The organism is Paenibacillus lacisediminis (genome assembly GCF_046567315.2).
Genome location: NZ_JBKIAX020000002.1, coordinates 231444 through 244472, shown reverse-complemented (window position 1 = coordinate 244472; position 13029 = coordinate 231444). Strand labels below are relative to the sequence as shown.

Annotated in this window: 15 protein-coding genes; 13 read left to right on the top strand and 2 right to left on the bottom strand. The window is 44.7% G+C overall.

The features are described 5' to 3' along the window. Positions 1 to 4: 4 nt before the first annotated feature. Positions 5 to 838: an alpha/beta fold hydrolase gene (locus tag ACLD72_RS04480; RefSeq protein ID WP_458475581.1), complete on the top strand. Its 834-nt coding sequence runs from the start codon at positions 5 to 7 to the stop codon at positions 836 to 838. Further along, a complete protein-coding gene (locus tag ACLD72_RS04475; protein ID WP_410996182.1) occupies positions 835 to 3177 on the top strand; it encodes a histidine kinase in 2343 nt (780 codons plus the stop codon). Before ACLD72_RS04480 ends, ACLD72_RS04475 begins: the two co-directional genes overlap by 4 nt. A gap of 332 nt (positions 3178 to 3509) precedes the next feature. Here ACLD72_RS04475 and ACLD72_RS04470 read toward each other — a convergent pair whose 3' ends face one another. After that, positions 3510 to 3890, bottom strand: coding sequence for a hypothetical protein (locus ACLD72_RS04470; RefSeq protein WP_410996180.1), 381 nt, complete (start codon positions 3888 to 3890; stop codon positions 3510 to 3512). Beyond that, a complete protein-coding gene (locus ACLD72_RS04465; protein ID WP_251591300.1) occupies positions 3887 to 4147 on the bottom strand; it encodes a hypothetical protein in 261 nt (86 codons plus the stop codon). The genes ACLD72_RS04470 and ACLD72_RS04465 overlap by 4 nt, the downstream gene beginning before the upstream one ends. A 326-nt stretch (positions 4148 to 4473) precedes the next feature. Between ACLD72_RS04465 and ACLD72_RS04460 the strand changes: the two genes are divergently transcribed. The 11 genes from ACLD72_RS04460 to ACLD72_RS04410 all read left to right on the top strand — a co-directional run bounded on the left by ACLD72_RS04460 (position 4474) and on the right by ACLD72_RS04410 (position 13002). Beyond that, complete coding sequence (locus ACLD72_RS04460; protein ID WP_410996178.1) at positions 4474 to 4971, top strand: ribosomal-processing cysteine protease Prp; 498 nt, start codon at positions 4474 to 4476, stop codon at positions 4969 to 4971. Positions 4972 to 5274: 303 nt separating this feature from the next. Further along, a complete protein-coding gene (locus ACLD72_RS04455; protein WP_410996176.1) occupies positions 5275 to 5712 on the top strand; it encodes a GNAT family N-acetyltransferase in 438 nt (145 codons plus the stop codon). Between the two features lie 81 nt (positions 5713 to 5793). Then, the gene (locus ACLD72_RS04450) at positions 5794 to 6165 is read left to right on the top strand and encodes a GNAT family N-acetyltransferase (protein ID WP_410996174.1); all 372 of its coding nucleotides are present in this window, start codon (positions 5794 to 5796) and stop codon (positions 6163 to 6165) included. A 25-nt stretch (positions 6166 to 6190) separates the two neighbouring features. Then, positions 6191 to 6586, top strand: a complete 396-nt coding sequence (locus ACLD72_RS04445; protein WP_410996172.1) for an RDD family protein — start codon at positions 6191 to 6193, stop codon at positions 6584 to 6586. Between the two features lie 66 nt (positions 6587 to 6652). Continuing rightward, positions 6653 to 6991, top strand: coding sequence for a DUF3024 domain-containing protein (locus ACLD72_RS04440; RefSeq protein WP_251591291.1), 339 nt, complete (start codon positions 6653 to 6655; stop codon positions 6989 to 6991). A gap of 39 nt (positions 6992 to 7030) precedes the next feature. Continuing rightward, entirely contained in the window at positions 7031 to 7648 is a 618-nt protein-coding gene (locus ACLD72_RS04435) for a GNAT family N-acetyltransferase (RefSeq protein ID WP_410996170.1), read from the top strand. An 87-nt stretch (positions 7649 to 7735) separates the two neighbouring features. Beyond that, on the top strand, positions 7736 to 8179 hold the full coding sequence (locus tag ACLD72_RS04430; protein ID WP_410996168.1) for a DinB family protein: 444 nt from the start codon (positions 7736 to 7738) through the stop codon (positions 8177 to 8179). A 64-nt stretch (positions 8180 to 8243) separates the two neighbouring features. Further along, a complete protein-coding gene (locus ACLD72_RS04425; RefSeq protein WP_410996166.1) occupies positions 8244 to 8993 on the top strand; it encodes a class I SAM-dependent methyltransferase in 750 nt (249 codons plus the stop codon). A gap of 444 nt (positions 8994 to 9437) precedes the next feature. Beyond that, a complete protein-coding gene (locus ACLD72_RS04420) occupies positions 9438 to 11243 on the top strand; it encodes a sensor histidine kinase (RefSeq protein ID WP_410996164.1) in 1806 nt (601 codons plus the stop codon). Next, a complete protein-coding gene (locus tag ACLD72_RS04415; protein ID WP_410996162.1) occupies positions 11236 to 11991 on the top strand; it encodes a response regulator in 756 nt (251 codons plus the stop codon). The genes ACLD72_RS04420 and ACLD72_RS04415 overlap by 8 nt, the downstream gene beginning before the upstream one ends. Before the next feature lie 57 nt (positions 11992 to 12048). Then, a complete protein-coding gene (locus ACLD72_RS04410) occupies positions 12049 to 13002 on the top strand; it encodes an ABC transporter permease (protein ID WP_410996160.1) in 954 nt (317 codons plus the stop codon). Positions 13003 to 13029 lie beyond the last annotated feature (27 nt).

Genomic DNA, 13029 nt, shown 5'->3' with positions numbered 1-13029 from the left:
CCAATTGCCTATTGCACAACTCAACGGAGCTTCGCTCTATTATGAAACGCAAGGAAACGGGACTGCTATTTTTTTTATCCATGGACGCGGCTGGACGCATCGTATGTTTAAACCGCAGCTGGACTATTTCTCGAAACATTACCAAGTGATCGTTTGCGATCTGCGCGGCAATGGCCAATCGGGTAAGTTGCGGCAATCTCCGGATGAGATTATTGACACCCAATGCCTTGATTTGATTATGCTGATGAATATGCTGCACATCCGCGATGCCGTGTTTGTCGGTATTTCTTATGGCGGGTTGATCGTTCAGCAGATAGCCGCACAGTATCCGGAACGGGTGAGAGCGATCGTGATCGCCGACAGTTTCTGCCGCAGCGGAGACTCGACGATCGCCGGCAAGCTGCAGCTTGCCGCGGCATATCTTAGTTGCCTGGCTGATTATGCTCCTCCTCAATTGCTGTTCCCTTCGCTTCGCCTCATGTATCAGCGTTGGGACTTGGCTTATAGCGAGCTTAGGCGAAATTTGCTGGATAAACGTCCACGTGAGCTGTACCGGCAGCGGTTGGCAACGAGCCGTATCGATTATTCCGCCCAGTTGGCTTCCTTTGATCGGCCGGCGCTTTGTGTGGTTGGCGATTACAGCGAGTATAGCTTCGCTTGCATGAGAGAAGTGGTCTCTCATCTTTCCCATGGACGATTGGATGTCATACCCGACGCTGTTGATCCAAGCAATCTGTGCCAGCCGGACGCGTTTAATGCCATCGTACAGCAATTTTTAGAGGATGAAGTGATGGTGGAGCGATCGTTGACCCCATCTCGGGAGGTGGCCAATGAGTGACCGAATTTAGGCGAAAAACGCCGGAAGAAATTTTACGATCGATTTCGCAACTGCGGAAGGGGCGGCTCAAAATTTTGATTGGCCCGGTTAGCGGTTCGGGCAAAACGTATCATATGTTGAACGAAGGCAATCTGTTAAAACAGCAGGGGATCGATGTGGTCATTTGTGCGATATCGACCATGCAGCGAGCGGAAACCGTGCAACAGACGATGGAACTGGAGCGAGTGCCGAGCATCCACTGGTGGAAGGCAGGCAGGGAGTACAAAGATTTGCCGCTTGAAGCGATTTTGGCCCGCAATCCGGAGGTGCTGCTGGTTGACGGCCTCGCTCATCGCAATCGTAAGGAGGCGAAGTTTAAGACGCGCCTGGAAGATGTTCGCTACTTGATGGAGCGCGGGATCAGCATTATTACGACGATTAACGTATATGAGCTGGATGGAGTGGATGAGATTGTTTTTAAGCGGACGGGAATTCGGGCGGAAGAAACAGTGCCTTCGGACACGCTGGACCTGGCTGATGAAGTGCGGCTTATCGATGTTTCGCCGGAGACGATGTTGAAGCGGATTGACGAAGGGGTACTTGGCGATCAAACGCTTCCGGCGCTGGCCCGGCGCGGCAATCTCGGCATCTTGCGGGAAATTTCGCTGCGGCTGATGGCGGAAGGGGTTAACGATTCGCTCGAGAAGCATCGCGAGGAGCTCGGGTTGGTCGGTCCATCGGGTGCGGCGGAGCGGATCCTTGTTTCGGCGCAATATCACTGGAACGGATCGCTTTATGTGCGCAGAGGGCAGCAAATCGCCAAACGGTTGAATGGCGACTTGATTGTGGTTACGTTTGTCTTGTCCAGACGGAAATTATCGAAGGATCAGCAAATGTTCAAGCGTTCGATCCGGAAGCTGGCAGAGAAGATAGACGCCGAATTCGAAGAACTTCCCCTTCTGCATCTGCGCACGCTTCCGTCCATGCTCGTACGTTATGCCATTCAAAATAACGTCACCCGAATTGTGATGGGGCATTCCCAGAAAAGCCGCTGGCAGGAGCGCTGGCAAGGTTCAATTGCAGGCAGGGTGCTGAGAAAAATGCGGAATGTGGACGTGTTTTTGATGGCGGATCGCGCTAAGCATGAGGGAGAGCGGATACTGCCGATCAAACCGAAATCAAGCGGCGGGGCAGAGCCGTTCCGCAGGCTTAGCTCCAAAGAAATAGAGAGGAAAATTGAAACGATCCGCCGCGGTACGTTTAAAATATATATTGGTGCTGCTCCAGGTGTAGGCAAGACTTATAAAATGCTGCAAGAAGGCAATAGTTTGCAATGCAAAGGAATCGATGTTGTGATCGGTTTATTGGAGACGCACGGCAGAAAAGATACAGCGGAACAGATAGGTGAATTGCCGCTTATTCCAAGGGCGAAAATCGCCTATCAGTCGGCGCAATTGGAGGAGATGGACACGGAAGCCATCATCGCCCGTCATCCCGAAGTCGTGCTGGTTGATGAGCTCGCGCATACGAACGTGCCGGGCAGCCGCAACAAGAAAAGATACGAGGATGTCATTCGTTTACTGGAAAGCGGTATTTCCGTAATTTCTACGCTCAACGTACAGCATCTAGAAAGCTTGAACGATGCGGTGGAGCAGTTGACTGGCGTCCGCGTGCGGGAGACGGTGCCGGATGCGATACTGAAAATGGCGGATGAGGTCGAACTGATCGATGTGACGCCGCAAATGCTGCAACAACGCATGCGGGAAGGGAAAATTTATGCTTTTGAAAAAGTGGATCAGGCGCTGGGCTCGTTTTTTAAAATCGGCAATTTGATTGCCTTGCGTGAACTGGCGCTCCGGGAAATTGCCGACGATGTAGATGAACGTTTAGAATCATGGGATTGCAATACCTCACAGCGCGGATCACGGCATAGGCAGGAGGTTATCTTCGTCTGTGTAAACACTGGTCCAAGAGCTGAACGATTAATTCGCCGCGGCTTTCGCATCGCCCATCGGCTCAAGGCGGAATGGTACGTTCATTATGTACATCGTGGCGCAGCCATATCCGATACCGATAACAAGCGGTTAGATACGCTACGCCAATTATGCGAACGGCTCGGGGGAAAGATGGAGGTGTCTGAGCTTGGGGGCCATAGGAATATTGGTGAAGCGTTACTGCAACGAATGGGTGAGGTGCGCGCCACCCAACTGATCATCGGGCAATCCCGCAGGCCCCTATGGTATTCGCTGGTTCAGGAAACGGTTGTTCATTTCATGCTCCGCCGTGCCCGCTGGATCGATATGTTGATCGTGGCTGATTTCGATCGGGCGGTTTCCGAGGAAGGGCTGCAATCGATTTAGGTTATAGGGTTCTGACAAGCGCCGAAGCAACAATACCGGAAAACAACAAATACGAAAACAACACCGGGGGAACAAGCCGTTCCCCAGTTTCATAATCACAAAGTTAAATCCCCAGATTAAACATAAAAGTAAACTTAACAGTTGCATATTCTAGAATAAGATCCCCGGCATTCAGTCTCGTCCTTATTTTAAAGAGAATGTACAAGAATTAGGGCCAAAGCTAGAACAACTTTTGAAAGCAGATCGATAACACTTCCGACAAAAAGCAATTTGTTAATACATTTTTTAGGGAGAGTTATGTGAAAAGAAACTGGCTTGATAAAAATCAAAAACTAATAAACTATAAAGTTTTTGAAGTCAATGATTGTTTGACTTCTTATGAAATAATCAACCCCGAGTATTGCCTCAAAACCGTAAGGAATTTTTGTCATGGCTAATTGCAAAGTGTAATTTGACAGATTGTTTGAATTGATTGAGATTTCGTCCACAGTTTGTTGAAATGCTAGTTCACTTTTACCACCAATCCCATACATCCGAACAGCTCTGCCGATCTCAGTATTAATCAAGAGACCAATCGAAGATACAATGTCAGTATCAAACACCGAAATTGCACAGCCAGTGTCAAGAAGGACATTTTCTAGAATAATTGTGGTAGATTTGTAGCGTAATTCAAGGGTGACAAGCGGCAGGCCATTCTTCATGTTAATCTTCATTGTAAGCCACGCACTCCAGTAAAGGGTTGCTCAATAATCTCAAGATTCTCATGAGAGGTGTGGTAAATGTAATATTCCCGACTGGGGTCAGCGAGGTGGTGTTCTTTATAAGCTTGCCAAGCATAATTTGTATCATCAAAATCTGAAATAACCGCCAGTTCCTCCACTTGACGCTGTTTATTGACGGATTTTGCAGAGATAGCTTCAAATAATACCCAACGGTCAGGAAACTGCTTTCGAACCTTAGACCATTTCATCAATAACACCTCAGATCCTTTCCAGATGTTATTATTGTACTATAACAAACATGAAGATGAAACCAATTGACAGTAGCTTGAAGAAGGCCGCTGGGCCCTTAATTCATTTGAATAGCAATTCATTAAAAAGATACATGTATAAAAAAATAGGGTGTGTTGAAGGTTACTGGAGGTATAGCAGGGGATGAAGACGAAGAATACATGAAAAATGATAATAATCATGCTATTTTTCTGATTTGGTAATAAATAACAACTTTTTGGTGGATCGAGAAAGCCCGTGCTTCTGGTAAAATCGAACCTTATATGACAATAAGCAGAGGTGCTAAATGGATAATCAACGTTCAAAGTTAAACATTTCTGAAACAAATGATGATCGATTGCAGGATGAATTAGATGAGGAAATAGAGTTGCAACGGAGGATTATGGATAATGAGGAACATTACGACCCATTTGTAATCACGTTTCTTTTTAATAGCCGTAGTATCCTTTACGGTTTCACTGCTAAGGGTTCAACGGGTTTTGTTCAATATGGTCTAGACATTATAGCAGCAGGAGTCTCGGCACTTATCATCAATACAGTACATTCAATTCAATACTTAACTAATGATGAGCCAAGCATTGAAATGCACAATAAGTATGTGAAGTGTATTGTTGACGCTTTGTATAGAAATAAAGGTTCGGCCGAATCAAAAGTTCTTTTGAGGTCACTGGAAATGGGGATCCACAGCATTCAAAACACATATGGCGAGAAGTACATAACGATTGAGGAAGTAAGGGAAGAAGAAGATAAACAAGGCATGTTTAGCAGGTTTTTTGGCAGATGATTTTATAACTCATGGTTAACTGAATTTTATAATGAATGGCGGGAAAGCTCATGGGGTAATAAAATTTAAAAAGGTTTATCACTAGTGAAGAAGCCGATCTATTAAATCATAAATTTTCCAAAAAAATGGCATTTTCCGATGATCATTTAGCAGGCTGCTGCCATTTACTTTTACAGATCATAACAAAACTGATGCGAGAGGTTGAGGGAATAGCAAGGAAGAATCAGTGTGAATTCATGAAGGTGGATACGTTAAGTTTTTAAGCGTTGGATTATTACAAAATGTATAAAAGGAGTACCCTTAATGCAATATTTTATCAGAAGAGCAGAGCCAAAGGATATTGAATACTTGTCGGATCTTTTTCATAATTTTATCGGCAAAGACTCTAATAAAGACAAGATGGAAGAACAGCTAAAAATAATGAATGAAAACCCAAATTACTTTGTTGCTGTTGCCGATAACGGTATTAAAGTGATTGGAACTGCAATGGGAGTAGTCTGTTATGATCTAGTAGGGGAATGCGGCACTTTTATGATAGTAGAGAATGTAGTCGTTGCCTCCGATGCTCAAGGTTATGGCGTCGGCAAAGCTCTTATGAATCGCCTAGAAAGCTTTGGGGCAGACAATCAATGTAAATATGTAATTCTTGTATCTGAGAGTGAACGTGAAGGCTCACATGAATTTTATAGAGCCATTGGATACACTGCCGACCAGAAGGGATTTAAGAAGAAATTAAAGTAATGATGAAGATATCAAAGAAGACGTTAGATGAAACCTCGAGATTATGCGGTATTGAAAGCTGAGGTGCAATGAAGTGACCATATGTATCCTGTATTAGAGAGAAATCAGGCTTTATTCGATCACTGGCGTGAAATGTTAGAAGATCAGAATATGAATATTCTAGTAGTTGAACATGAAGGGAGAATCGTAGCGTCTTGTGTCCTGGTTATTATTAAGAATTTGACCAGAAGCGCAAGACCTTATGGTCTAATCGAAAATGTCGTGACGCATGAAGAATATAGACGAAATGGATTCGGTTTACTGGTATTAGAAAAGGCTAAAGAAATTGCCGGAAAAATGAACTGTTATAAAGTGATGCTAATGACCAGTTCACGGAAGTATGAGGTACATAAATTTTATGAAAAGGCAGGTTTTATAAAAGGCAAGAAAACTGGATTTATAATAAATATGTAAAGACTAATGAGGAGAGGGCAAAGTTATGGTGGCTGGCTTTTGGATTAGACTTGGGGCATTGCTATTAGACGGAGTCATTGTCGGTATACCGTTAGGAATAATCTCTTTTATTATTACTGGTGGAGCCAATCAAGAATATATAACAAATATATTATCCTTTTTATATTCATTACTACTGCCTGTTTTTTGGGGCGGCTACACCATTGGAAAACGTATTTGCGGGATCAAAATTAGAAAAGTGAGCGATCATTCCTCACCAGGGCTTGGAACCATGTTATTGCGTAACGTAGTTGCGGGTTTAATCTATGGTCTTACTTTTGGGATATGTACCATTATCAGTGCATTCATGGTCGGGCTGCGGGAAGATAAAAGATCGATTCATGATTTTATTGCGGGGACGGAAGTAGTTTATGATAAATAAGATGACAAAAACTGAAATGAATGTAATGCAAAACCGAAAAAATCTAACACAATGGAGCGGATCGATATGGCAGGATTTGATGCATTTACAAAGAAGAGGCTGGAAAAAATTCTCGATCGTTATATTGAAGAAAAAATTCCCAAGCACCTCAGGGATGAATTTAAAATCATTTATAAATTTAGAGGGAACACAGTCACTCTTTCACAAGATAGACCCTCGTTTAGGCCTGGACAACGCGTTGAATTGCCGATTGCTCAATTTAGATATGAAGAAAACAAGTGGAAGATCTATTGGAAGGACAGTAAAGATAAGTGGCATTTTGTGGAGGATATAAAACCGATAGAAGACTTTGAAAAACAATTAAGGATGCTTGATCGAAATGAATATGGGTATTTTTGGATGTGAATAAAACTATGTCCGAAACTTTATTTTGGTTATTTATTGTTGCCGTGGAAAGAAGGGATTAATCTGTTTTCCTTTTCAGAGTTGGAAGGCAAGAGGGTTAGGCTCGTACCACTAGAAACAGAACATATCACACCTTTATTTAAATGTTCAAGACATCCTGAGATTTGGGCTCATTACCCAATAAAGATTAAAACAATTGAAGATATGAAGAGCTTTGTACATAAAGCGATAGAAGGACGTGAACGTAAAGAACAATTTCCGTTTGCGGTATTTGATAAAGAGTTAAATGAGTATGTGGGCACAACCAGATTTCTCAGAATATCTGAAGAAAATAACAACTTAAATATCGGGTCTACATGGTACTGTCCTAAAGTTTGGCGAACAAGAGTGAATACAGAATGTAAATATTTGATGTTAAAACATGCATTTGAAACCTTAAAGGCAATAAGAGTCGAGATCGTCACAAGTACGGATAACATTAGATCGCAGAGAGCCATCGAAAGACTAGGTGCAGTTCGCGAGGGGATACTAAGAAAGAAATATTATAATTTAGATTACGTAATATATAGTTTTCTGGATAATGAATGGAGCACAGTCAGAAGTAAACTTGAAAGTTTTCTTGAAGATGAGCGGCTCAACCCCCAGAATGGAGCATAACGGGGGACGCCGCTATTTTGAAGATCGAGGGCGCCGTACCAGTACCCGGTGTTCTGCTGAAATTGTTAAAAGAAAGGGTGATAACCAATGAGTTCAATTAAGAAATTCGAAAAACTTCTTAATGATCTTCCAAAGATCATAAATAATATGGAAGAGAATGAATTTCGTAAAAAAATCTCTATAAATAAGTGGTCAAAACAGGAGATCCTTGGGCATTTATGCGATTCAGCGGCTAATAACCATTCCCGATTTGTCAGGATCATATTGAGTGACGAACTCGTTAGTATAGATGGATACAAGCAGGATGAATGGGTTGAAATCCATGATTATCAAAATAGCTATAACAAATCAGATTTGCTTGCATTATGGGTTCAACTCAACAAACACATATTAAACGTCATAAAAAAAGCCGAATCATCGGACTTCAACAAACAATGTGCCTTAAGCGATAAAAGCACAGTAACCCTTGGTTGGTTATTTGATGATTATGTGAATCATCTGGAGCATCATATCAGACAAATTCTAAGTTAGGTTTCGATAATCCGAAGTAATCCAATACAGTATTTTCAGGAATATATAGGGGGAGGGCGCCAGCATGGACAAAAATGCGGTTTATAAAACAAACAGCTTCTACTGGGATACAAAAGGAAATGACTTTTTAGGGGCAATCGTTCTTCCTTTTTATGGATCATTTGTCTCAGAAGAAAAATGCCAACTTTTTGGTGATGTCTCAGGAAAAAAGATGCTGGAGATAGGCTGTGGAAACGGTCAATCCTTGCAGTATCAGGGGGACCGCAAAGCATCTGAACTATGGGGGATGGATATATCAGAAAAACAAATCGAAAAGGCAACGCAACATTTGACGTCGTGTGGGCTTTCCGCAAAATTGATCTGTTCTCCCATGGAAGAAGAGTGTGGCATCCCAGAGGATTATTTTGACTTTGTTTATTCGATTTATGCCATAGGCTGGACCACCGACCTTGAGGGTACTTTTTGCCGGATCGCTTCTTACCTGAAAAAAGACGGCGTATTTATTTTCAGTTGGTCTCATCCTATACACAAATGTGTTGCTGCAGAAAATAATATGCTTGCTTTTAACAAGTGTTATTTCGATGAATCTTGGTATTCGGTATCTCCTGATTTGGCCGGAGAAGGTGTGCTAACATTATCGGACCGTAAACTATCAACTTATGTGAATGCGCTCTCCAAAGCGGGATTTGTCATTGAGCAAATGATTGAGCAATCTGATGATGAAATTATGCAATCGTGGGACGATAATAGCGATTTTGCCAAAAAAGCAAAGATGCTCCCTTTAACTTTTGTAATCAAGGCGAGAAAACTATAACAATTCTATGATACCAGAATTTGTATCATTTCGATGATCAGCACTTGCTGTTCGGACGCTTTGCACGATTATCCCGTTTGACCAGGTAGCAGAGCTCTGCCCATCGTTTCTTCCGCATTAATTTCCATGTCCGTTCGCCCCTGAACGAGAGGGATAACCGTGCAAAGGCAGCATGCAGGGATACCAAGACACGAACTTATGAACCTGAAAGCAGCAGTATTGCAAATCGCCATCTTCTATCAATCGTCCGCCCCTTATATTTACCGCGCTAACGCCCCTTAAAAATGAGGAGTCAAACATTATAAATCATAAGTATCGAATTCGGGAGGGCACTCCTATAATTAAATTAAGCTTTTGAAAGCGAATACAAAATGCCGATGGCTTCCAAAACAACGTGCTATAATAAATAGCCAAATACCATTTTGAAGCCTGAAGGTGTGAGCTATGAATATTTTGCAAGCGATTGCAACGCGTCTTCGAAGTCTGCGTCTTGTTCACAAACTGTTTATCGGATACATCCTGCTCATCTGTATTCCTTTTGCTGTCTTCGGATTCGTCTTCTATAGACAAATGTACATGAACCAGCTGGATCACTTTAAAAGCGGCAAAACGCAAATGATAGAGCAGGCTTACCGGAATCTGGAGGTGGATCTTACCAAAATTGAGGCGATGTACCCGCTGTTTCAGAACAACACCAGTCTCATTGACTATTTGGGAGGCTTCAGCGCCGAAGATTGGGATCAAGCGTACATTTATAAAAAAGAAATCGGCCCTACTTTTTCATTTGCCTATATATCGAATCAGCTAGTCGATAAGATAACGATGTATAAAGCCGATCCCAAAGTGCCTATCCTCTCTCCTGAGGTGGAGGATATCGCCAGATTTACGGATCAGCAGCACGCGGAAGCGGAAGCGGAAGCCGTAGATGGGCTGCCTCCGAACAAGGGGCTGTGGGTGTACGAAGCATCCAGTGACCGCGATCGGCTGCCATCCATTCGATACTTGCACAAAATGTATAACACCAGCTACACGCGCACTGTCGGCTTGCTGCAGTTGACCTTAAACGACGGGTTGATCAAGCAGTTTTTCAATACGCAGCAAAGCAAAGATGAGGTATGGCGGATGGTCGTGGACGCAAGCGGCCGTGTGCTGTTCGAGGACCCGGGTCTGGAGCTTGATGAACAGGCCAAAAACGAAATTATGTCCCGGTTTCCCAAGGCCGGCATGGCCAGCTTTTACACCAAGGACCGTCGTTATCTGATCGGTGCGGCTCGTATCGAACGTTTTAACCTCACGTTGGTGGAAGCTTACAAAACGCGGGATGCGCTGAATATCGGAAAAGAAACCGGGTTAGCCATAGGTCTTGGCCTACTGCTGCTCACGCTGTTATCGGTTATGTACTTTACGATTGCTTCGTCGATTACGCTAAGGATTGTGCGTTTTTCCCGCCATATGAGAAGGGTCGATGATCCGAAAAATGCCATTTACCCGGCCGACGAAGGCGGTGACGATGAAATTGGTTATCTGATATCGGCGTATAACTCGATGATCGGCCGGGTTGACGAATTGAAGCAGGTGGTCACGCAGACGGAGCTGCTCAAGAAGGAAGCCGAGATCAAAATGCTGCAAGCGCAAATCAATCCGCATTTCCTGTACAACACGCTGGAAACGATGTGTATGCTGGCGGCCATGAACGAAGACAACGAAGTCGCCGACATCGGCTGGAAGCTGGGGAAACTGCTCAGATACAGCTTGTCCAAAACCAAAGATGAAAGCACACTGGGCGAAGAACTCGAAAATGTCAGGCATTACCTCGATATCCACCGGGTTCGGATGGGTGATAAACTGATCACCGATTTTGTGATCCATGAAGAAGCGCTGCTGATTCCTTGTCCGAGGTTTATCCTTCAACCGCTTGTGGAGAACAGCATTCTTCACGGATTCAAAAACGTTCGCGGACCGGGAGAGTTGCGGCTGGAGCTGCTGGCTGAGGAATCGGGGGTTCTGCTGCGGATATCCGACAGCGGGTCCGGCATTCCGGCTGAGCGGCTGACCATGATCCGCGAGGTGCTCGAAGGGCGGCTGCCCTTGGCGGAAATCTCATCCTCCGGGGGGATTGGGTTACACAATGTGAATGAACGGCTTAAAGCTTTTTTTGGCAGTGAGTCAACATTGAATATTCAAAGCACCGAAGGACAGGGAACCACGATAACGTCTTATCTGGCCAAAGGAGGGCGGCGCCATGCTTAAACTTTTGATCGTTGACGACGAAGCCATCATTGTCAAAGGATTGCAGCATGTCATCCGCAGGATGAAGACGCCGTTTACGGATATTGTCGGGGTCAGCGACAGTGTGGAGGCGCTGCGCATGGCCGAGGAGTTTAAGCCGGATCTGTTGATTACGGATATCCAAATGCCTGAGCTGAGCGGACTTGACTTAATTCAATCGGTTACGGAAAAGAAAGCCGCTTCCAAATTTATTATTTTGACCGGTTACGAAACATTTGATTATGCGCGGAAGGCGATACGTCTTCAGGTCGCGGATTATTTGCTCAAGCCGGTGGATCCCCAGGAGTTATCCGGCCTGCTGAACCGGTTGTCGATGGAGATTGTCGAGGAGCGAAGCCGACTGCAGGCAGTCGCGAATTCGGAAGAGATGGCATCGGATCAGGACAGCAATCATAACATCCGCAGATTCAAAGATTTCATTCACGGCAACTATATGAGGGACATCTCACTGGAAGATGTGGCCGACTATCTGAACCTTCATCCTAGCTATGTGTGCAGTCTGCTCAAGCGGGAGACCCATCAGACCTTTGTGCAATATTTGCGCGGATTTCGGATTGACAAAGGCAAAGTACTCTTGCGTGAGCTGCCGAATCTTCCGCTGGAACAGGTTGCGAAGGCGATAGGCTTTAGGAGCCAGGCGCATTTCTATAAAGTGTTTAAACAAGAAAGCGGGGTTACCCCCGGAGACTACCGGAATATGAGAGATTAAGCTGAAAACCCGACTTTTTGGACTTGTATTTAAATTAAATCGTAAGGGGTGTGGTTTGTGAACGTAGCTAAAATCGAAGCAAGGGCAGCGAAGCCGAAGCTGGGAACCCGTCCCCGGTTCGGTGCCGTCTGGAAATACCGCTGGCTGTACGCGTTTATGCTTCCGGGCATCCTCTATTTTATTATTTTTAAGTATGTTCCGCTTTGGGGGTTGATTATGGCCTTCAAAAATTATCAGCCTTATGCGGGGCTTATGGGAAGCGAATGGGTGGGATTCGCGCATTTCCAGCGTTTCTTCGGCATGGACGAATTCTGGCTGCTGTTCCGGAATACGCTCCTGCTGGGCTTATACAACACGATTATCTACTTTCCTATCACGATTGTGCTCGCCCTGCTTTTGAACGAGATAAGAAAAGAGGCCTTCAAAAGAGTCGTGCAAACGCTCGTTTATGTACCGCACTTTCTGTCATGGGTCGTGATCGCCGGGATCTCCTATGTGCTGCTTTCGACTGAAAACGGTATCATCAATAGCGGGATTACAGCTCTGAGCGGTCAGCCGGTTGAGTTTCTGACCAGCACCGACTGGTTTCGTCCGCTGATTATCCTCCAGCTTATTTGGAAGGATGCCGGGTGGGGCACGATTATTTTTCTGGCCGCGCTTGCGGGTGTGAACACGCAGCTGTATGAAGCAGCCAGGATGGATGGCGCCAGCCGGTTCAGGCTGCTGTGGCATATTACGCTTCCGTCCATTCGCAGCGTGATTGTGGTGCTGTTTATCCTCCGGATGGGCACCTTCCTTGACCTTGGCTTTGAGCAGATCTTCCTGATGCTGAACGCGATCAACCGCGAGGTCGGCGAGGTGTTTGATACGTATGTGTACCGGGTAGGGCTGCTGCAGGGACAATTCAGCTACAGCACCGCCGTGGGTTTGTTCAAATCCGTGATCGGTTTCATCTTGGTCATTCTCGCCAATAAAATCGCCAAAATGTTTGGCGAAGAAGGGATTTATTAATGTAAGTTCAAAAAACTACCTCTACTA